The sequence below is a fragment of the Qipengyuania atrilutea genome (assembly GCF_013370205.1).
Classification (GTDB): domain Bacteria; phylum Pseudomonadota; class Alphaproteobacteria; order Sphingomonadales; family Sphingomonadaceae; genus Actirhodobacter; species Actirhodobacter atriluteus.
This window is the reverse complement of sequence record NZ_JABWGV010000002.1, coordinates 222,221-241,151: the sequence shown is the minus strand read 5'-3', so window position 1 is coordinate 241,151 and position 18,931 is coordinate 222,221. Positions and strand designations below refer to the sequence as shown.

The window sequence follows — 18,931 nt, the reverse complement described above, 5'->3', positions numbered from 1 at the left end:
TGCCGTAACGCAAACTTGCAGGAGAGGTTTATGTCACGCGTAGCAGTCGTCACCGGTGGAACCCGCGGTATCGGACGCGCAATTTGTCGGCGTCTGAAGGACGACGGCTTCACGGTCGTCGCCAATTACGGCGGTAACGACGACGCGGCAAAAGCCTTCAGCGACGAGACCGGAATTGCAGTCTACAAGTGGGACGTGGGCGACCACGAGGCCTGCCTCGACGGCTGCGCCAAGGTGGAAAGCGAAGTCGGCCCGATCGAAGTCGTGGTCAACAACGCCGGCATCACCCGCGACGGCGTGCTCCACAAGATGAGCTTCGATGACTGGAACGAGGTGATGCGCATCAACCTCGGCGGGTGCTTCAACATGGCGAAAGCTACTTTCCCTGGCATGCGCGAGCGCAAATGGGGCCGGATCGTCAACATCGGCTCGATCAACGGGCAGGCGGGACAGTACGGCCAGGTCAACTACGCCGCCGCCAAGTCCGGCATTCACGGGTTCACCAAGGCTCTGGCGCAGGAAGGCGCGCGCAGCGGCATCACCGTGAACGCGATCGCGCCCGGCTATATCGACACCGACATGGTGGCTGCGGTTCCCGAGCCGGTGCTGGAGAAGATCGTCGCGAAAATTCCGGTCGGGCGGCTCGGCCAGGCCGAGGAGATCGCCCGCGGCGTGGCGTTCCTGTGCAGCGAGGACGCAGGCTTCGTCACCGGCTCCACCATGAGCATCAACGGCGGCCAGCACATGTATTGAGCAGGTTCGGAGCGGCAGCAATTCGCCTGCCGCTCCGACCGACCAAGCTTACTCGATGAATATACCGACCACGCGCCATGCGCCGTCTTCGCGTGCAAGCGTCACTGTTTCGGTCGCGCCTGCCTTTTCGGCAAAGTCGGTGGCGAACTTTACCGCGTAGTAATTCTGCGGGGTCGGCAAGTCCTCGACGCTTGTTACCTTTCGCGAAAGCACCTTTCCGAGCGGCGGGCGCACGTCCTCGGAAACCTGGGACCAGATGGCGAGCGTGTTGGCTTCGCGAAAGGACGCGGCGGTCCGCTCGTAACTCGCTTCCCAGTCACCGGCGTCGACCAGTTCCACGAACCTGCGCGCGGCCGCCAGCACTTCGGCGTCCTGTGTCTGGCTCGAAGCAGTGGGTTCGTCCGCCGAGCCGGGCAGTAACCCGAGAGCAAGGGTTGCAAAGAAAAGGGACATGATGAGCACTCCTGCAAGGATGTAAGCGCGGGGGATCCGCGCCTTTCCATCGTCTTGCGACTGCTTGTCATCTGGCGCGCCTTCCCCTTCGTCCGCATCCCCCAAAGTCTTGTGCCCAAGGAAATGGGGGGCATCGCTTTCGCGTTCGAACAAGAGGCGTGCAGCTTCCTTGCTGCTGGTCACATGGAGCTTGCGCCGCGCGTTGCGCAGCCGTTCGTTCACCGTATGCACCGACAGGCCGAGCGTGCCGGCCATGGATTTCGCGTCATGGCCGTGAAGCAGCAGGCGCAGCGTTTCGCGCTCCTTCTCGCTCAGGCTGTCATAGCCGTCGTCCATCGTGCAGCCGCGCTCCGTCATTGGTGCATCCGGCTAGATAGCGCGGGCGAAGCTCACCACCCCAAAAAATTCGTATCGCCACCGCGATGCGCTATGACGCGCCGCATGACCCCGCCCTATCACCCGCCGGTAAAGCGCTCGGTCGCGATTGCCGGGCACAAGACCAGCATCAGCCTGGAGCCGCTGTTCTGGACGATGCTGAAGGAAGCGGCGGCGACGCGCGATATGCCGATCGCCGCATTGGTCACCGAAATCGATGCAGAGCGGATCAAGGCCGACACTCCGCCCGGCCTCGCCAGCGCGATCCGGATCTGGCTGGTCAGTAACGCGGTTGACCGAACCTAGCATACGATAAGGGCGGCAGGATTGCTCCCGCCGCCCCTTACTTGTGACTTGAACTCAGGTCAGTATTTCGCGGTCGCGTCGCTCGCCGGGTACGTTTCGTCGAGCGCCTCATCGGTGGTGCTCATCGTATCGTGCGATGCGGTCGATGCCGCGCCGGCGTTACGGAACTGTCCGTCGGCTTCACCCTTCGCGAAAGCCACGCCGTTCTCGTCGCGCTTGCTGTTCTCGTAATACTTGTAGCCCGCATATCCCAGCGCGCCCAAGGTTGCCATTTTCAGAAGACCCATAATAAAATTCCTTTCCTATGCCCGCTAAACGACGCAGGCGGCGGAAAGGTCCGGCGAAAGCGCTTCAATCGTCGCCGACCCGTTCGATGTCCGCGCCGACCAGTTTCAGCTTCTCTTCGAGCCGCTCATAGCCGCGGTCGAGGTGGTAGATGCGGCGCACTTGCGTTTCTCCTGCCGCGGCCAGTGCAGCGATGACCAAGCTCATCGATGCGCGCAGGTCCGTCGCCATGACTTCGGCCCCGGTCAGCTGCTCGACGCCCTTGACGATCGCGGTGCGCCCCTCAGTCTCGATCTCCGCGCCCATGCGCGCCAGTTCGGGCACGTGCATGTAACGGTTCTCGAAGATCGTTTCTTTCAGGATGCTGGTCCCCTCCGCCTTGCATAGCAGGCTCATCAACTGCGCCTGCATGTCGGTGGCGAGACCGGGGTAAGGCGCGGTGGAAAGGTTCACGGCCTTGAGCGCCCCGTTTGCCGCGATGTCGACGCCCTTGGCGTCGTGCTCCACCGTGACTCCGATGTTCCGAAGCGCATTAATAGTCGCGCCCATATCGCCCGCCCGCGCGCCTTCGAGCCGCACTTCGCCGCCGGTGATCGCGGCGGCGCAGGCATAGGAGCCCGCCTCGATCCGGTCGGGCATGACCTTGTAGGATGCGCCGTGAAGCCGCTTGACGCCGTGGATGGTGAGATCGCTGTCGCCGATCCCCTCGATTTCCGCTCCCATCGCGGCGAGCAGGTTGCACAGGTCCACGATCTCCGGCTCGCGTGCGGCATTCGTAAGCTCGGTCGTCCCGTTCGCCGTGACCGCCGCCATGATGACGTTCTCCGTCGCGCCGACCGAGACCACCGGGAAGTCGAACCGTCCGCCCGTAAGGCCGCCGTCGGGCGCGATTGCCTTCACATAACCCTGCGCAAGCTCGATCCGCGCGCCGATCGCTTCCAGTGCCTTCAGGTGGAGGTCGATCGGCCGGTTGCCGATGGCGCAGCCGCCGGGCAGCGATACCGTCGCCTCGCCCGCCCGCGCCAGCAGCGGGCCGAGCACGAGAATCGAGGCACGCATCTTGCGCACCAGATCGTAGGGCGCGGTGCTCGAGGTGATGCGCGTCGTTTCCATGGTCACCACGCGACCGAAATCCTCCGGCCGGCTGCCGGCGATCGAGTGGCTGACCCCGAACTGCGTCATCAGATGCTGGAACCCGTCGATATCCGCGAGGCGCGGCAGGTTCCGAAGCGTCACCGGCTCGTCCGTCAGCAGGGCGCAGGGAATCAGCGTCAGCGCGGAATTCTTCGCGCCCGAAATGGGCAGGCTGCCCGACAGGCGGTTACCGCCCCGAATGATGAGTTTGTCCATAGGAAGTGCGGTTTAGCCGGATCGCCGCCAATCTCAAGTCGCACTCTGGGACGGATCGGTCGAAGCGCGGTTGACGAAGGCATTCCAAAGACGCAGAGCCTCGCTCCCATGAGCAAACACAAACCGATCAAGACCGCCGTCTTTCCCGTAGCCGGGCTCGGCACACGTTTCCTTCCCGCCACCAAGGCGGTTCCGAAGGAGCTTCTTCCCGTTGTCGACCGCCCGCTGATCCAGTACGCGGTGGACGAGGCGCGCGAGGCGGGGATCGAGCAGATCGTCTTCGTCACCGGGCGCGGCAAGACCGCGATCGTCGAGCATTTCGACATCGCCTACGAACTCGAAGCGACCATGTCGGAGCGCGGCAAGGACCTCTCCATCCTAGACCCCACCCGCGCCACGCCGGGCGACATCATCACCGTGCGCCAGCAGGTTCCGCTTGGTCTGGGTCATGCGATCTGGTGCGCGCGCGCCATCGTTGGCGACGATCCCTTCGCCATCCTGCTGCCGGACGAGCTGATGGTGGGCGAGCCGGGCTGCATGAAACAGATGGTCGAGGCCTATAACGAAGTCGGCGGCAACCTAATCAGCGTGCTCGAAGTGCCGCACGAGGACGTCTCCTCCTACGGCGTCATCGATCCCGGTGAAGCACGCGGCAACCTGACCGAGGTCAAGGGACTGGTCGAGAAGCCGCCGGTTGAAGAAGCGCCGTCGAACAAGATCGTCTCGGGCCGCTACATCCTGCAAAGCGAAGTGATGGGTGTGCTGAAAGATCAGGGCAAGGGCGCAGGCGGAGAGATTCAGCTGACCGACGCCATGGCCAAGATGATCGGCACCCAGCCGTTTCACGCGGTGACCTTCGAAGGCAACCGCTACGACTGCGGCAGCAAGACCGGCTTCGTCGAAGCGACGCTGGCTCTGGCGCTTGAACGCGACGACATGGGCAAGGAAGTCCGCGCGATCGCGGAGCGTCTGCTGGGTTAGCCCTTGCACCCCTCCCGCGGACGGGAGGGGCTAGAAGGCTTCTTACGCGGACTATTAAGCGGGGCTCTTCTCGTCCCGGCCGCTCGCTGCCGCTCCGTCGCCTTCCGCATACTCCTCGCGCAGCTTGCGTTTGTAGAGCTTGCCGTTGGCCTCGCGCGGCAGCTCGGCCCGAAAGTCGATTTGGCGCGGCACCTTCATGCGGGCCAGCTTCGCTTCGAGGAAAGCGGTGAGTTCGCGGACCAGCGCCTCGCCCGCGCGCTCCATCTCGGCCGGCTGCACAATAGCCACGACTCGCTCGCCCATCTCCGCATCGGGCGCGCCGATCACCGCCGCGTCGAGCACCGAGGGATGGGTGACGAGCAGGTTCTCGATCTCCTGCGGGTAGATGTTCACCCCGCCCGAGATGATCATGTGGCTCTTGCGGTCGGTGAGGTAGAGGAAGCCGTCCGCGTCCAGTCGCCCGATGTCGCCTAGCGTCGTCCAGCCGTGCGGGTTCGTGACCGACGCGGTCTTGGCGGCGTCGCGGTGGTATTCGAACGGCAGCGGCGCGTTCCAGTAGACGAGGCCCGTTTCGCCGCGCGGCAGTTCCTCGCCGTCCTCGCCGCAGATGTGCAGCTCTCCGTAGACCGGCTTTCCTACCGTGCCTGGGTGCGCGAGCCAGTCCTCGCTGTTCACGAAGGTGAGCCCGTTGCCTTCGCTACCCGCGTAATATTCGAGTACGATCGGCCCCCACCAGTCGATCATGGCGCGCTTCACCGGATCGGGACAGGGCGCGGCGGCGTGCACGGCGCGGGCGTGGGAGGAAAGATCGTAGCGGGCGCGGACCTCTTCGGACAGTCCGAGCATCCGCACGAAATGGGTCGGCACCCACTGGCTCGAATTGACCCGGTATTGCTGGATGGCGGACAGAGCACCCTCCGCGTCGAACTTTTCCATCACGACGACCGTCCCGCCGAGCCGGTGGACGCTGCCGCACCAGCGCAGCGGCGCGGCGTGATAGAGCGGACCGGGGGAAAGGTAGACGCAGCTGCCGTCGCTCGGAAAGCCGAATAGCCCCGCGAGAAGCATGGTGAGCGGGCTCGGTCCGGCCTGCGGATCGGGATCGGGGACGGTCGGCTTGATGCCCTTGGGGCGTCCGGTCGTGCCGGAGGAATAGAGCATTTCATATCCGGCAGTCTGGTCCTGCGGCGGCTCGGCGCTTTGCCGAGCAATCGCGGCGGCAGCATCCTCCTCGCCCTCCCCGCCGAAGACGAGCATGACGAGGTCGGATCGCAAGTCGCGCAACACGTCGGTCATGTCCTCGAACCGAATACTGGTGATGAGCAGCTTCGCGTCGCTGTCGCCGAGGATGTAGTCCGTCTCGTCCGCGGTGAGATGAGTGGAGATCGGAACGAGAACGGTTCCGATCCGCTGCGACGCCCACAGGATGGGCAAATACTCGATCCGGTTTTCGAGGAAGAGGCCGAAGGCATCGCCAGGCTTCAGGCCCCGCTCGCGCAGCAGGTGCGCGATGCGGTTGGCGAGTTCCTCCATCGCGCCGTAGCTCAGGGTCTCCCCCGATTCCGCCATGATGACGGCAGGATGGTCGGCGCGGGTCTGCGCGTGGATAATCGGATGCATGGCTCTCGTCTCTCCCGGTAGGCACGACCGTTTCGGTCCTTATTTGCTACCTATCCTAAGACCACGCGCCGAGCGGGCAAGAGGCAATCGCGAGGCGGCCATGCTCCGCACATAAAGAAGGGGCGGGAGGTTACGAACCCTCCCGCCCCTTTTAGCGCGCCGGTCCAGAAGACCGGCCCCTCTCCCACGCTCATGGGCGAACTGAGAAACTTACTCCGGGCCGCCCCGCCCGCCATGCCCCGTTTCGAGGGCGAAATCCTGCTGTGCCTGGCTCTGCGCCATATAGGGGATCGGATTGACCGCTTCGCCGCCGACGCGCACTTCGTAGTGAAGGTGCGGACCGGTGGAACGACCGGTCGAGCCGACATAGCCGATCAGTTCGCCCTTGCGGACGCGCTGCCCTTCGGTGACCGCGATGCGCGAAAGATGCGCGAAGCGCGTTTCGAGCTGAGCGCCGTGGCCGATCTGAACGTAGTTGCCGTAGCTGGAATAATGCTGCGCCATTTCGACGCGGCCGTCTGCCGTCGCGTAGACCGGCGTGCCGGTCGCGGCTGCCAGATCGACGCCCTTGTGGCTGCGGCGTCCACCCAGAACCGGGTGCGTGCGCATGCCGTAATCGCTGGTCAGATGCGCGTCGGAAAGCGGCATGCCCGAAGGAACGGCAACCTGCGGCAGCATCGGCTGGCCGGAACGCGTCTTTTCCTCGGTCCGCCACTGCGCGAACAGCTGGCGATATTCCGCGTCTTCGTCGCCGATCACGAGAGCGGAGCTGCCCTGCCCCGCGACCTTCTCGACCGGAATGTCTTCAGCGTGTGCCGGAGCGGCTGCGATGGCAGCGGCTGCGAACGGCACGGCGACTAGTCTGGCGAAGATGCGCTTGATGTTCATATTCGACCCGTCCCTTTCCGGCGTCCGCCGGTTTCGATCCCGAAGCGTGAAGTGGCAGTAGGTCTGCCCCTTCATTCTTAATTTCATCTTACCGGGAACCTGATCCCCGATTGCGTATTGGTATGGCTACGGGTCAATCGTTAACGAGAGCAAGCGGGATATAGAACTCTCGCGACAAACCGGCTGCAAGACGCGCCGAGTCGTTGAACGGACCTCTCAATTGTCCTGCAAAATGTTTCCGCACCAGTTCCTGCACAGTGTTTTTGGCGGAATCTCGCGATTCGACGCGATTTTAAGAAAATGCTTGGTTCCGAAACCGACGTGCCTAATTTCGTCGTCAAGGATGCGGCTGAGAATTCTGGCGCCGTTTTCATCGCCGCTGCGCCGCACCTTCTCGATCATGCCGGGCGTTACGTCGAGCCCGCGCGCCTCCAGCACCATCGGAACGATCGCCAGCCGCGCCGCGACATCGTGAGCGGTATCGGCTGCCGCCTCCCATAGATTGCCGTGTGCGGGTAGCGCGCCGTAACAGCTGCCGAGCCGTTCCAGCTTGCGCGACAGGAGCGCAAAATGCATCGCTTCGTCCGCAGCGACGGACAGCCAGTCGCCGACGAACTCCTTGCCCATCTCGGCGCCGAAACGCCCGGCCATGTCGAGCGCGAGGTCCATGGCGACGAACTCGATATGCGCCAGCGCATGCCAGTGAGCGAGCCGACCGTGCTCCGACCCACGCCCGCGCCGCGGCATCTGCGTCGGCGCAAGCAGTTCCGGCTCATCCGGCCACGCGGGCTTGTCCGGCATGGCGCACGCGGGCGCAAAGGATAGCCGCCCCAGCCGCCAGTCGCGCGCCACCTGCCGCGCCCCGAAGACCTTTGCCTGTGGCCGCGGCGTGAGCAGCGCATCGCGAACCCTCTCGAAGACGCCGGGCGTCATGCTTACGCTTTCGCCGCCTCCAACACTTCATCGGCGTGGCCCTTGACCTTCACTTTGCGCCAGACGCGCTCGATCCTGCCGTCCGTCCCCACGAGATAGGTCGTGCGGACCATGCCCATGTAGGTCTTCCCGTACATCTGCTTCTGGGTCCAGATACCGAGCGCATCGGACATCCCGTCTTCCTGCGGATCGGTCGCGAGCGGCACGGTCAGGTCGTGCTTGGCGATGAAGTTCTGGTGCTTCTTCGGCGAATCCTTGCTGATGCCGAGAAGCGCCACGTCCGCCTCGTCGAACGCGGATTTCAGAGCGGAAAAGTCCTTCGCCTCGGTCGTGCAGCCCGGCGTATTGTCCTTCGGGTAGAAGAAGAGGACCGCCTTGCGGCCTGCGAAATCGCCCGGTCTGACGCTGCTGCCGTCTGGCGTTTCCAACGCGATGTCGGGCATGGGATCACCCTCGCCGGGCCAGTTTTCTGCGGTCATGTCTCTATCTCCAGTTCATCGCCGAACACGGCTTTCCAGTGACGCGCCACGCTATGGCGGGCACTTCCCATCTTGTCCAAGAGGGCGTTCCAATCGTCCGCGCCGCAGGTATGGGCGAGCACGGCTTCGGAGGAGGCGTGGGGGCGGGAGAGGTCCGGTGCGAGCAGCCGCGCGGCGATCAGCACCCGGTTGAGGAGTGCGTTCGCCTCGCGCAGTTCGTCCGCGTCCTCCGCCTTCAAAATACCGGCCGCGCCGAGCTGCGACAGCGCTTCGCCGACTTCCGGTTCCAGCGCGGTACGCTCGCGCAGCTGCAGGTAGTGCGTCAGAAATTCTAGATCGACCAGCCCGCCGCGCAGCAGCTTCGCATCGAGCACGCCCGCCGCCGTCTTGTGCTGGGCCATGTCGCTGCGCATTGTCAGCACTGCCTGCTTGAGATTGGCGGCATCGCGCGGCGCGGTCAGAACCTCCGCCACCAGCGCATCGAGCTCCTCCCGCAGATGCTCCGGCCCGGTCACGGCGCGGGCGCGGGTCAGCGCCATGTGCTCCCATGTCCAGGCAGCCTCGCGCTGGTAGCGCGCGAAGCTTTCGAAGCTGACCGCGATCGGTCCCTGGTTGCCTTGCGGGCGAAGCCGGGTGTCGACCTCGTAAAGCGCCCCTTCCGCGGTCGGGACCGATAGTGCCGCCGTCACGCGCTGGGCGAGGCGGTTGAAATAGAGCGTCGCGCCGAGCGGCCGGCGTCCGTCCGATTCGGCCTCGTGCGTGCCGCTGAACAGATAGACGATGTCGAGATCGGATGCGTGGGTGAGCAGGCCGCCGCCGAGCCGTCCGAGTGCCAGCACGACGAGTTCGCTCCCTTCGATCCGCCCGTGCGTTTCGGCGAATTCCCGGGTCGCCGCGGCCTGCGCCGCCTCCAGTCCGGCCTCGGCAGTGCGCGACAGGCCCGCGGCGATGTCGAGCGGGTCGTGCGCGGCCTCGATCAGCTGCACGCCGAGCGTGAAACGGGTTTCGCCGGTCACGACACGGATGCAGTCGAGGCGTTCTTCGTAATCGTCCTCATCCGTATCCGCCACGCCCATCTTGGCGGCGAGGCGCGCAACCGGTCCCGGAAGCGCAAAGGCGCTGTTGTCGATTAGCGGGTCGAGCAGTTCGGGCCGCCGCGCCAGCTCGTCGGCCAGCGGCGGCGCGAGGCTGACGATCCGCACCAGCTGGCCGAGCATCGCGGGGCGCGCTTCGAGCAGGCGGAACAGGTTGATCGCGCTCGGCAACCGCTCGATCAGGCTTTCGAGGCGGGTGACGGCGCGCTCTGGATCCGGGGCGGCGGAAAGGGCGGACAACAGGTCGCCGCGCATCGCCCCGAACGCCGACAAGGCCGCGTCGCTCCGCAGAGCGCGGTAGCGGCCATCGGCCCAGTTGCTGATCCGCTCCAGAACCGCGCTGTCGACTTGGGGTTCGCCGCTGCGGGCAGGCTCGCTGTCCTCGGCGATTAGCCGGTCGAACCGCTCGGCCACGCCCGCACAGATCGGTGTGAGGTATGCGAGCAGTGCCGCGCCGTCTGTGAGGCCGTGCAGCTTCGCCACATTGTCGAGCGCTTCGCCCGCAGGTAGCGAGTGCGTCTGCTGGTCCGCGACCATCTGCAGCCGGTGCTCGATCGTACGCAGTTTGTCGTAGCTTTCGCCGAGCAGCCGCGCGTCCTCGCCGGTAATCCGGCCCGCGGCAGCCAGCGCATCGAGCGCCGCCCGCGTACCCGACTCGCGCAGCGAAGGATCGCGGCCGCCGTGCACGAGCTGGTGCGTTTGCGCGAAGAACTCGATCTCGCGGATGCCGCCCCGCCCCTGCTTGAGGTTGAAGCCAGGAGAGGGTTCGCTCGGCCCCTTGTAGGTTTCGCGAATGCGGTGCGTGAGGCGGCGGATCTCGTCGATCGCACCGAAATCGAGGGTGCGCCGCCAGACGAAGCTGTCGATCTGGTCCAGAAACTCCTCGCCTGCCGCGATGTCGCCCGCAGCAGAGCGCGCGCGGATGAATGCCGCCCGCTCCCATGCGAGCGCGCTCGATTCGTAGTGCGACAATGCGCCGCCCAGCGGCACGGCGAGCGGGCTGATCTCGGACGCCGGCCTGAGACGCAAGTCGACGCGGGCCACATATCCTTCCGCCGTGTTGTCCGACAGCATCCGCACCCATTCGCGGGCATAGCGCTGCGCCGCCTCGCCCGGCTCGTCGCGCTCGCGCTTCGGTAGCCATGAAGGATCGTAAATTAGGATCGGGTCGATGTCGGAGGAGTAGTTGAGCTCCCGCGCGCCGAGCTTGCCCAGGGCGAGCGCGAAGATGCCGTCCGGCTCCGCCCCCTCTACCCGCCGGGCGACGACCGCTTCCAGCGCCCGGTGCATCGCGCGGTCGGCGAAGTCCGACAATTCGCGCATCACCCGGGTCAGATCGAAGGCTCCGGCAAGGTCGCCGATGCCAAGCACCATAGCGATAGCGAGACGCTCCTGCCGAAGCGCCTTTGCGGCGTCCTCGACACCACTTGCTACCGCCTTGGCATCATTGACGGCCGTTTCTGCCCCTTTGTGGCGCAACGTTTCGGTAAGCTCCGGCAGGCGCTCCATCGCTTTGAAAAGAAAGGGCGAATGCGCCTTCGCGCGCCGGATCGCGTCATCGATTGCGGAGTTTTCGTCAGTTTTACCGGACATGCGCTGCCTTGTGGCGCTTTGCCTTGAGCCAGACAAGCGCGCCTTGCCCAAGAGGTCCCCATCGGGCAAAGCAGTGCAAAACAAGTTTCCCCTGAAAGGACCCTCCATGATCCGCACCACCCTCAAACATGCCGCCGTCTGCGCGCTTCCCATCGTCATGGCCGGATGCGCCATGAGCACCGAGGAACCGGCCGTACGCTCCGCTGCGGCGCTCGATATTCCCGACGTTACGGAAGGCGACATCTCGCGCGAGACCATGATCGAGGTGACGCGCACGCTGTCTTCCGATGCGTACGAAGGGCGCGCACCGGGAACGCCGGGCGAGGAGAAGACCGTTGCGCTGCTGACCGAACGCTTCCGCGAGGCGGGCCTTCAACCGGGCAACAACGGCTCGTGGGTGCAGGACGTGCCGCTAGTCGAAATCACGGGTAAGGATTTCCGGCCGCTCACCGTATCGGGCAGCGGCGAGACCATGGAGTTCGAATACGGAAGCGACTGGGTCGGCGTGACCTACCGCGAAGATCCGCGCACGACGCTCGACAACAGCGAACTCGTCTTCGTCGGTTACGGCATCAACGCCCCGGAACGCGGCTGGAACGACTATGCCGGCGTCGACATGACCGGCAAGACCGCCGTCATCCTCGTCAACGATCCCGACTACGAAAGCGAAGCGCTGGAAGGCGCGTTCGGCGGGCGGGCAATGACCTATTACGGTCGCTGGACCTACAAGTACGAGGAAGCAGCTCGCCAGGGCGCAGCGGGCGCGATCATCGTCCACGATACCTACCCCGCGGCATACGGCTGGAACGTCGTCGAGTCCTCGTGGTCCGGCCCGCAGGCCTATGCGCAGCGCGGGCAGAACGCGCCGCCGCTGACCAAGGTGAACGGCTGGGTGCAGAAGGAAGTCGCCCAGCAGATCATGAGTGCGGCGGGGCAGGACCTGTCCGCTCTCAGCGAGCGGGCGAAGCAGAAGGGCTTCCGCGCCGTGCCGCTCGGGCTGACCGCTTCGACCAGCTTTGCCAACGACATCCGCAAGTTCGCATCGCGCAACGTGATCGGCATCCTGCCGGGCAGCGAGCGCCCCGACGAATATGTCATGCACACGGCGCATTGGGACCACCTCGGTCGCTGCTCGCCGGCTCCGGACGGTGATAATATCTGCAACGGCGCAGTTGATAACGCGACCGGTACGGCGGCCCTCGTCGCACTCGCAGAGGCGCACGCGGAGGCAGGCGCGACCGACCGCAGCCAGGTCTTCCTAGCCGTGACGGCGGAGGAATCGGGACTGCTAGGCGCGGATTATTACGCCGCGAACCCGGTCTTCCCGCTCAGCCAGACGGTCGGCGGCATCAATATGGACGCATTCCAGATGGCGGGCCGCGCCAACGACGTCACGGTGGTCGGCGGCGGCAAGAGCGAGCTCGATGCCTATCTCGGCAAGGCGCTGATGAGCGTCGACCGCACCGCAACCCCCGAAGCGACGCCGGAAAAGGGATTCTACTACCGCAGCGACCATTTCGCCTTCGCCAAGCGCGGCGTGCCGTTCCTGTATGTCGACGGCGGCGAGGATCTGGTCGAGGGCGGGATCGATGCCGGAGCGGCGGTCGCGCGCGACTACACCGAAAACCGCTATCACGGACCGAAGGACGAGTTCGATCCGAACTGGGACTGGTCAGGCGTGATGAGCGACCTGCAGCTGTTTTACCGGATCGGGCGGATGCTCGGCAATTCGGAAAGCTGGCCCAACTGGGTCGAGGGCGACGAGTTCAAGGCGACCCGCGATGCCAGCTGCGCGGCAGGCGAAGGCTGCTGATAGCCGTACTTCGGGAAGCCGTTCGATGAGCGTGATCATGCCGCCTGAATGGGCGCCGCAGGACTGGCTGTGGATCGGCTTCCCGCACGATGAGGGCGAGTGGCCGGGCTATCTCGCCGCGGCGCAGGAGCAGATCGCCGCCTTCGCCGATGCGGTCGCGGAGAGCGGGCAGGACGTGCGCCTGCTCGTGCGCGGGGCAGCGAACGAGGCGCACGCGAAACGGCTCGTATCGGGCAGCGTCACGCTCGAACGGCGCGAGTACGGCGATATCTGGCTGCGCGATACCGGGCCGCTGGTCGTGAAGAATAAGGGCGAGCGGGCGGCGCGGCGCTTCGGCTTCAACGGCTGGGGCGGCAAGTATCTGATGCCGGGCGACGAGACTGTCGGCGCTCGGCTGGCGGAGGACGCCGGTCTGCCGCTGGAAACGCATGACTGGGTGCTCGAGGGCGGCGCGGTGGACGGCGACGGGACCGGGATCGCCGTCACGACCGAAGAGTGCCTGCTCAACCCGAATCGCAACCCGGCGCTGAGCCGCGAGGAGATCGAAGAACGACTAAAGGAAAGTCTCGGTTTCGAACGCATCTGCTGGCTCGGCAAGGGTCTGATCAACGACCATACCGACGGCCATGTCGACAACCTCGCCCGCTTCGTTGCGCCCGGAGAGATCGTGCTTGCCGAACCCTTCGGTCCGCACGATCCCAACGCGGCGATCTACGCCGATGCGCGGGAGCGAGCCGAAGACTTCGGCCTGAAGGTCCACGCAATCCCTTCGCCCGGCCTCGTCACGCGCGGCGACCGAATTGAACCGGCGAGCTATGCGAACTTCGCCATAACCTCCTACCTCGTCGTCGTACCGACCTTCGGCGTGCCGCAGGACGAGAAAGCGGTCGCGGCGATTGGCGCGCATTTCCCGGATCGCCCCGCGATCGGCCTTCCGGCGGACGCCGTTCTGGCAGGGGGCGGCGGTTTTCACTGCGCCAGCCAGCAGATGCCGAGCGCCGGTTTCGAAGGCTAAAGTTAACGGTAAGGTTTTGTTAGCTATTCGCGCGCAAAACGCTTTTCATGACCCGCGCAATCGCTCTTGCCCGCACGAATGTCGTTCCCGCTATCGAGCGGGGCGCATCGCGCATCGTGGTAGTGTGCTGCGGTGCGGCTCTCGCTCTTGCCGGTCCGGCGCTGCCCTTTCTAGGCTAAGAGCTTAACCAGCGCGGCCAGCGCCGCGCCTCCCAGAACTACCGCGACGCTCGCCTGCCACTGCCGGTCGGTAACGCGTCCGAATGCGCGGTGGCCGAACCAGTCCCCCACCAGTACCGCCGGAAACAGGACAAGCGCCAGCATGACGGTCTCCAGTCCGCCGATGCCGAGCGCAAGAAACATGATTGCCGCCAGCGGGGTGGTGACGAGGAAGATCGCCATCATGGATGCGCGCGCCACTCTCGGCGGCAACTTTCCGCGCAGGTAGAAGGGGGCCATGCCCGGACCGGGCATTCCGGCGAACCCGGTGAAGAAGCCGGTCGCTACGCCCGATATGCCCATTGCCGGTTTGCGGGAGAGCGCGATCTTGCCGAGGGGAATCACTACCAATACGAATGCCCCGAGCGACACGAACGCAATCAACAGCCGCGCCCAAGCGGGCGGCAATGCGGTCAGCGCCCACAAGCCGAGCGGCGCGCATAGCAGCGCGATGAGCCCGATCGGTATTGCGGAGCGCTCCGCATCGCGGCGGATGCGCCCGATATCGGTTAGGCCGATCAGGAACAGCGAGATATTTCCGGTCAGCACCGCTTCTGCCGGCGGGATCGTCAGTGCCAGCACCGGGACGAGGACGACCGAAAGACCGAACCCGGCAAGTCCGCGCACGAACCCCGCCGCAATGGCAGTGAGTGCGGCTACTACGAGTGCGCCGACGGTCAGACCGAGCATCTAGCCGAACGCCTTCCACAAGGCCGCCACGGCTGCGCCGCCCAGAACCACGCCGACGCAAATGCGCCAGCTCCGGTCTGCGATGTGGCCCGAGGCCTTGTCGCCCAGCCAATTGCCCAGCAGAACCGCGGGAAACAGCAGAAGTGCGAGAAGCGCCTGGCGTGGATCAAGCACACCAATAACTGCGCCGCTCGCCAGCCCGCATGCCGATGCACAGGTGAAGATCAGCAGCATCGAGGCCTTTGCCGTCTCGCGCGAAATGTCGCGCCCCACATAGTAAGGCACGACCGGCGGTCCGGGCATGCCCGCATAGCCGGTGAGCAGCCCGCTCAGCACGCCGACGCCGCCGGTGGTGGCAACATGATGCTCGAGCGCGCCGCGTCGGGGCAACAAGATGGCTACGAATGCAGACAGGGCGACGAAAGCGATAATCACGCGGGCGATTGCGGGTGTCGTGGTGCTGAGAAGATAGAGGCCGACAGGCGTCGTTACTGCCACGAGGGCGATGATGATCCATGCCGACCGCTCCGCACCGCGCAGCAGCCGCCGTATCTCCGACAGCCCGATGAATACGGACAGGAAGTTCGCCAGCAGCACAGCATCGAGCGGCGCTACCGCCAGCGCAAGGATCGGCACGAGCAGGATCGCCATGCCGAACCCCGTCAGCCCGCGCACGAACGCGGAGCCGAGTGCCGCGAAGAGCGCAGCTGCCAGCTGTAGCGGCGCATAGCCTGCCAGCAACTCCACTCGTCAGCCGCGTAGGTCTGGCGGCGTCGCTTCGACCTTCAGCATTGCGACCGCCTCGTCCAGCGACATGGTCCGCTGATCCTTTTCGCCGAGCGTACGGATGGCGACCGTACCCTCTTCCGCCTCGCGCTTGCCGACGACGAGCAGGTGCGGGACTTTCGCGTGGCTATGCTCGCGGATCTTGTAGCCGACCTTCTCGTTGCGCAGGTCCGCTTCGGCACGCAGCCCGGCCGCCTTCAGCTTGCCGACCACGTCGTTCGCATAGCCGTCGACATCGGATACGATCGGCGCGACCACCGCCTGCACCGGAGCGAGCCACAGCGGCAGCTTGCCGGCGAAATGCTCGATCAGGATGCCGATGAAGCGCTCGTAGCTGCCGAAGATCGCGCGGTGTAGCATGACCGGGCGGTGACGCTCGCCGTCCTCACCGACGTAGCTCGCATCGAGCCGGTCGGGCAGCACGCGGTCGCCCTGGATCGTGCCGACCTGCCATGTGCGCCCGATCGCATCGGTGAGATGCCATTCGAGCTTCGGCGCATAGAACGCCCCCTCGCCCGGCAGTTCCTCCCAGCCGTATTCCTCGTTCGCCATCCCGGCTTCGGCGACCGCATCGCGCAGTTCCTGCTCCGCCTTGTCCCAATCGGCATCGCTGCCGAAACGTTTTTCGGGGCGCAGAGCGAGCTTCACATCGTAGGTGAAGCCGAAGTCGGAATAGACCTCGTCCGCGAGCTTGCAGAACGCGCGAACTTCCTCGACCACCTGGCTTTCGGTGCAGAAGATATGCGCATCGTCCTGCGTGAACTGGCGCACGCGCATCAGCCCGTGAAGTGCGCCATGCGGCTCGTTTCGGTGGCAGCAGCCCATCTCGCCGAGCCGAATCGGCAGGTCGCGGTAGCTGGTGATACCCTGTTTGAAGACGAGCACGTGCGCCGGGCAGTTCATCGGCTTGATCGCCATCCAGTCCGCATCGGGCGCAACCGCAGGATTGGCCGGCCCATCGCCGAGTTCGTCCACCTCCGGAACCATGTCGGGCACGGCGAACATGTTCTCCGCATATTTGCCCCAGTGGCCCGACTGCTCCCATTGGCGCACGTCCATGAGCTGCGGCGTCTTGATCTCGCGGTAGCCCGCGCCGTCCATCTTGCGGCGCATATAGGCTTCGAGTTCGCGCCAGATGAGATAGCCGTTGGGATGCCAGAATACGCTGCCGTGTGCCTCTTCTTGGAGGTGGAACAGGTCCATTTCGCGGCCCAGCTTGCGGTGGTCGCGCTTGGCGGCTTCCTCCAGCCGGTGAAGATGCGCGTCGAGCTGCTTCTTGTTGAGCCACCCCGTGCCATAGATGCGCGTCAGCTGCGGATTGTTCTGGTCGCCGCGCCAGTAAGCGCCTGCCACCCGCGTCAGCTTGAAGGCCTGTGGATCGAGCTTACCGGTGCTCGCAAGGTGCGGGCCGCGGCACATGTCGAGCCAGTCGTCGCCCGAATGATAGACGGTCAGTTCTTCGTCTTCGGGCAGTTCCTTGGCCCACTCGGCCTTGAAGACCTCTCCGTCGGCTTCCCACTTTTCGATGAGCTGCTGGCGGCTCCAGACCTCGCGCCGGAGAGGCTTGTCGGCCTTAATGATGCGGCGCATTTCCTCTTCGATCGCTGGAAGGTCGTCCATCCCGAACGGATCGCGGCTGTCGGGCGCTTTCACGTCGTAATAGAAGCCGTCGTCGGTCGCCGGCCCGAAGGTGATCTGCGTGCCGGGAAAGAGCGACTGCACCGCCTCGGCCAGCACGTGCGCGAAATCGTGGCGCGCCAGTTCGAGCGCGTCGTCCTCGTCCTTGCTGGTCACGAGCGCGAGCTGAGCGTCGCCGTCAAACGGGCGGTTGATGTCGCGCAGTTCGCCGTCAACGCGCGCAGCGATCGCGGCCTTGGCGAGCCCCGGTCCGATGGCTGCGGCGACGTCGTGCGGGGTGGAGCCGGGTTCCATCTCGCGCACCGATCCGTCGGGCAGGCTGATCTTGAGTAATTCCGTCATCGCACTCGCTCTTTTCTCGTCTCGGCGCGCAATGGCACAGGCCGCGCGAACCGCAAAGTCCGGCGTCGTGAGGAAAAGGCGAATTTACCGGGAAGCGACGCCGACCGCCCGGTAACGCCCGGGCAGCGGTTGCCGCGTCAGATGGCCGCGACGATCCGCCCCCGGGCAGCGCCCGTGGTGGTGGTAGTCGTGCTGGTCGTCAGAATGGCCATCAATGGGCGGGATAACCCCTCATCTCTCTTCGCGCAAGCGACAGTGAAGTTCGCTCGCCTTTATGTAAATCGTGCTTGACACCAAATTGGTCTTGTGACAACCAAGCTTTACACAAAAGAAAGGGAGCTTGACTAATGAAGAACATCGCACCGTTTGCCTGGGGCCTCGCTATCCTAGCGACAGGCCTGCTCAACATCGCTGGCGTGCTTCCGGATTGGACGACGGTCGCCGCCATTCTCACGCTGCCGTTCGTAGCTCTAAAAACGAGCATGAAGTGCGAACTGCCGTTCAGGCGCGCGCGATGAGCGACGCCGATCAGCCAAGCTTGCTGCGCCGACCGGGGGCTTGGGCGGGCTCGATCTTCGCGTCGTTCGGCATTATCGCCGGGCTTCGCATGAGCAGCGCGATCAATGCGACCACCGGGTTCATCCTCATGGCGTTCTCGATGGTCCTGCTGATCCCGCTAGTGAAGTCCGCCATGGCGCGCCAGCGGGCACAGGGCTTTCTAAGCCCGGCAATCACCCGCTATAACAAGCGCTTCCTGCTCGCATCCTTCGGCTATGTACTCGGACTCGGCCTAGCGGTAACGATCAACGACCGGGTTGAACTGAGCCAAGGCGAAACCATCCTCATCGCGCTGTTACCGATCATCCCGATATTCGCGATGATCTGGACCATGGCGCGTTACATCGCGGAGGAGCAGGACGAGTTTCTGCGACACCGCGCAGTGATGGCCAGCCTGTTCGGTCTCGGCGTCGTCTTGAGTATCGGAACATTCTGGGGCTTCCTCGAAACCTTTGAGGTCGTTCCGCACATCTGGGCGTGGTGGGTCTTCCCGGCGTGGGCGCTGGGCCTCGGTTTCGCACAGTGCTGGATGACGTGGCGCGACCGCACGGAAGCAAGCTCGTGAAAAACCGGCTGAAGGTTCTGCGCGCCGAGCGGGACTGGAGCCAGCAGGCGCTTGCCGAAAAGCTCGAAGTCTCGCGGCAGTCGGTTAACGCGATCGAGACCGGACGATACGACCCGTCCTTGCCGCTTGCCTTCCGCATCGCGCAGCTGTTCGAATTGCAAATCGAGGAAATCTTCGAACCGGAAAGGTAGTCAAA

The 18,931-nt window shown here is 64.9% G+C and carries 19 protein-coding genes and 1 pseudogene; 9 read left to right on the top strand and 11 right to left on the bottom strand.

Going from position 1 to position 18,931, the window contains the following annotated elements:
• Nucleotides 1-30 precede the first annotated feature (30 nt).
• Nucleotides 31-753, top strand: coding sequence for an acetoacetyl-CoA reductase (gene phbB / locus HUV48_RS06180; RefSeq protein WP_176266925.1), 723 nt, complete (start codon nt 31-33; stop codon nt 751-753).
• A 48-nt stretch (nt 754-801) separates the two neighbouring features.
• Here phbB and HUV48_RS06175 read toward each other — a convergent pair whose 3' ends face one another.
• Nucleotides 802-1,542: a helix-turn-helix domain-containing protein gene (locus HUV48_RS06175; protein ID WP_176266924.1), complete on the bottom strand. Its 741-nt coding sequence runs from the start codon at nt 1,540-1,542 to the stop codon at nt 802-804.
• A gap of 105 nt (nt 1,543-1,647) precedes the next feature.
• On the opposite strand from HUV48_RS06175, the gene HUV48_RS06170 reads away from it, so the two are divergent.
• Complete coding sequence (locus HUV48_RS06170; RefSeq protein WP_176267310.1) at nt 1,648-1,887, top strand: ribbon-helix-helix domain-containing protein; 240 nt, start codon at nt 1,648-1,650, stop codon at nt 1,885-1,887.
• A gap of 59 nt (nt 1,888-1,946) precedes the next feature.
• Here HUV48_RS06170 and HUV48_RS06165 read toward each other — a convergent pair whose 3' ends face one another.
• Nucleotides 1,947-2,174, bottom strand: a complete 228-nt coding sequence (locus HUV48_RS06165; RefSeq protein WP_176266923.1) for a hypothetical protein — start codon at nt 2,172-2,174, stop codon at nt 1,947-1,949.
• A 64-nt stretch (nt 2,175-2,238) separates the two neighbouring features.
• Nucleotides 2,239-3,522, bottom strand: a complete 1,284-nt coding sequence (gene murA, locus HUV48_RS06160; RefSeq protein ID WP_176266922.1) for a UDP-N-acetylglucosamine 1-carboxyvinyltransferase — start codon at nt 3,520-3,522, stop codon at nt 2,239-2,241.
• A 108-nt stretch (nt 3,523-3,630) separates the two neighbouring features.
• Between murA and galU the strand changes: the two genes are divergently transcribed.
• Nucleotides 3,631-4,503, top strand: coding sequence for a UTP--glucose-1-phosphate uridylyltransferase GalU (galU, locus tag HUV48_RS06155; protein ID WP_176266921.1), 873 nt, complete (start codon nt 3,631-3,633; stop codon nt 4,501-4,503).
• Nucleotides 4,504-4,557: 54 nt separating this feature from the next.
• On the opposite strand, the gene HUV48_RS06150 is transcribed toward galU, so the two are convergent.
• From HUV48_RS06150 to HUV48_RS06130, 5 genes and pseudogenes are all read right to left on the bottom strand, one after another.
• The gene (locus tag HUV48_RS06150; RefSeq protein WP_176266920.1) at nt 4,558-6,123 is read right to left on the bottom strand and encodes an acyl-CoA synthetase; all 1,566 of its coding nucleotides are present in this window, start codon (nt 6,121-6,123) and stop codon (nt 4,558-4,560) included.
• Nucleotides 6,124-6,333: 210 nt separating this feature from the next.
• A complete protein-coding gene (locus HUV48_RS06145) occupies nt 6,334-7,011 on the bottom strand; it encodes a M23 family metallopeptidase (RefSeq protein ID WP_176266919.1) in 678 nt (225 codons plus the stop codon).
• 133 nt (nt 7,012-7,144) lie between these two features.
• A pseudogene (locus tag HUV48_RS06140) lies at nt 7,145-7,944 on the bottom strand (ferritin-like domain-containing protein).
• A 2-nt stretch (nt 7,945-7,946) separates the two neighbouring features.
• Entirely contained in the window at nt 7,947-8,423 is a 477-nt protein-coding gene (locus tag HUV48_RS06135; protein ID WP_176266918.1) for a peroxiredoxin, read from the bottom strand.
• Nucleotides 8,420-11,110: a [protein-PII] uridylyltransferase family protein gene (locus tag HUV48_RS06130; RefSeq protein WP_176266917.1), complete on the bottom strand. Its 2,691-nt coding sequence runs from the start codon at nt 11,108-11,110 to the stop codon at nt 8,420-8,422. The genes HUV48_RS06135 and HUV48_RS06130 overlap by 4 nt, the downstream gene beginning before the upstream one ends.
• A 106-nt stretch (nt 11,111-11,216) precedes the next feature.
• Here HUV48_RS06130 and HUV48_RS06125 point away from each other — a divergent pair, with 106 nt between their 5' ends.
• From HUV48_RS06125 to HUV48_RS14500, 3 genes are read left to right on the top strand one after another with little or no spacing between them, the layout of a single operon-like run.
• On the top strand, nt 11,217-12,923 hold the full coding sequence (locus HUV48_RS06125; protein WP_176266916.1) for a M28 family metallopeptidase: 1,707 nt from the start codon (nt 11,217-11,219) through the stop codon (nt 12,921-12,923).
• 25 nt (nt 12,924-12,948) lie between these two features.
• A complete protein-coding gene (locus HUV48_RS06120; RefSeq protein WP_176266915.1) occupies nt 12,949-13,938 on the top strand; it encodes an agmatine deiminase family protein in 990 nt (329 codons plus the stop codon).
• A gap of 47 nt (nt 13,939-13,985) precedes the next feature.
• Complete coding sequence (locus HUV48_RS14500; RefSeq protein WP_263970490.1) at nt 13,986-14,117, top strand: hypothetical protein; 132 nt, start codon at nt 13,986-13,988, stop codon at nt 14,115-14,117.
• Here the strand turns inward: HUV48_RS14500 and HUV48_RS06115 are convergent.
• From HUV48_RS06115 to thrS, 3 genes are read right to left on the bottom strand one after another with little or no spacing between them, the layout of a single operon-like run.
• Nucleotides 14,109-14,846: a sulfite exporter TauE/SafE family protein gene (locus HUV48_RS06115; RefSeq protein ID WP_176266914.1), complete on the bottom strand. Its 738-nt coding sequence runs from the start codon at nt 14,844-14,846 to the stop codon at nt 14,109-14,111. The genes HUV48_RS14500 and HUV48_RS06115 overlap by 9 nt on opposite strands.
• Nucleotides 14,847-15,593 carry a TSUP family transporter gene (locus HUV48_RS06110; protein ID WP_176266913.1) on the bottom strand — a complete coding sequence of 249 codons (747 nt, stop codon included), beginning with the start codon at nt 15,591-15,593 and terminating at the stop codon, nt 14,847-14,849. It lies immediately after the preceding gene.
• A gap of 3 nt (nt 15,594-15,596) precedes the next feature.
• Nucleotides 15,597-17,612 carry a threonine--tRNA ligase gene (thrS, locus tag HUV48_RS06105; protein ID WP_176266912.1) on the bottom strand — a complete coding sequence of 672 codons (2,016 nt, stop codon included), beginning with the start codon at nt 17,610-17,612 and terminating at the stop codon, nt 15,597-15,599.
• Between the two features lie 347 nt (nt 17,613-17,959).
• On the opposite strand from thrS, the gene HUV48_RS06100 reads away from it, so the two are divergent.
• The 3 genes from HUV48_RS06100 to HUV48_RS06090 are packed head-to-tail and all read left to right on the top strand — an operon-like array spanning nt 17,960 to nt 18,926.
• A complete protein-coding gene (locus tag HUV48_RS06100; protein WP_176266911.1) occupies nt 17,960-18,130 on the top strand; it encodes a hypothetical protein in 171 nt (56 codons plus the stop codon).
• Nucleotides 18,127-18,735 carry a hypothetical protein gene (locus HUV48_RS06095; RefSeq protein WP_176266910.1) on the top strand — a complete coding sequence of 203 codons (609 nt, stop codon included), beginning with the start codon at nt 18,127-18,129 and terminating at the stop codon, nt 18,733-18,735. The genes HUV48_RS06100 and HUV48_RS06095 overlap by 4 nt, the downstream gene beginning before the upstream one ends.
• A complete protein-coding gene (locus tag HUV48_RS06090; protein WP_176266909.1) occupies nt 18,732-18,926 on the top strand; it encodes a helix-turn-helix transcriptional regulator in 195 nt (64 codons plus the stop codon). The genes HUV48_RS06095 and HUV48_RS06090 overlap by 4 nt, the downstream gene beginning before the upstream one ends.
• Nucleotides 18,927-18,931: the final 5 nt, after the last annotated feature.

Coding starts and splice junctions, on each gene's coding strand:
- phbB (WP_176266925.1), top strand. CDS start 31: ATGTCACGCGTAGCAGTCGTCACCGGTGGAACCCGCGGTATCGGACGC.
- HUV48_RS06175 (WP_176266924.1), bottom strand. CDS start 1,542: ATGGACGACGGCTATGACAGCCTGAGCGAGAAGGAGCGCGAAACGCTG.
- HUV48_RS06170 (WP_176267310.1), top strand. CDS start 1,648: ATGACCCCGCCCTATCACCCGCCGGTAAAGCGCTCGGTCGCGATTGCC.
- HUV48_RS06165 (WP_176266923.1), bottom strand. CDS start 2,174: ATGGGTCTTCTGAAAATGGCAACCTTGGGCGCGCTGGGATATGCGGGC.
- murA (WP_176266922.1), bottom strand. CDS start 3,522: ATGGACAAACTCATCATTCGGGGCGGTAACCGCCTGTCGGGCAGCCTG.
- galU (WP_176266921.1), top strand. CDS start 3,631: ATGAGCAAACACAAACCGATCAAGACCGCCGTCTTTCCCGTAGCCGGG.
- HUV48_RS06150 (WP_176266920.1), bottom strand. CDS start 6,123: ATGCATCCGATTATCCACGCGCAGACCCGCGCCGACCATCCTGCCGTC.
- HUV48_RS06145 (WP_176266919.1), bottom strand. CDS start 7,011: ATGAACATCAAGCGCATCTTCGCCAGACTAGTCGCCGTGCCGTTCGCA.
- HUV48_RS06135 (WP_176266918.1), bottom strand. CDS start 8,423: ATGACCGCAGAAAACTGGCCCGGCGAGGGTGATCCCATGCCCGACATC.
- HUV48_RS06130 (WP_176266917.1), bottom strand. CDS start 11,110: ATGTCCGGTAAAACTGACGAAAACTCCGCAATCGATGACGCGATCCGG.
- HUV48_RS06125 (WP_176266916.1), top strand. CDS start 11,217: ATGATCCGCACCACCCTCAAACATGCCGCCGTCTGCGCGCTTCCCATC.
- HUV48_RS06120 (WP_176266915.1), top strand. CDS start 12,949: ATGAGCGTGATCATGCCGCCTGAATGGGCGCCGCAGGACTGGCTGTGG.
- HUV48_RS14500 (WP_263970490.1), top strand. CDS start 13,986: ATGACCCGCGCAATCGCTCTTGCCCGCACGAATGTCGTTCCCGCTATC.
- HUV48_RS06115 (WP_176266914.1), bottom strand. CDS start 14,846: ATGCTCGGTCTGACCGTCGGCGCACTCGTAGTAGCCGCACTCACTGCC.
- thrS (WP_176266912.1), bottom strand. CDS start 17,612: ATGACGGAATTACTCAAGATCAGCCTGCCCGACGGATCGGTGCGCGAG.
- HUV48_RS06100 (WP_176266911.1), top strand. CDS start 17,960: ATGAAGAACATCGCACCGTTTGCCTGGGGCCTCGCTATCCTAGCGACA.
- HUV48_RS06095 (WP_176266910.1), top strand. CDS start 18,127: ATGAGCGACGCCGATCAGCCAAGCTTGCTGCGCCGACCGGGGGCTTGG.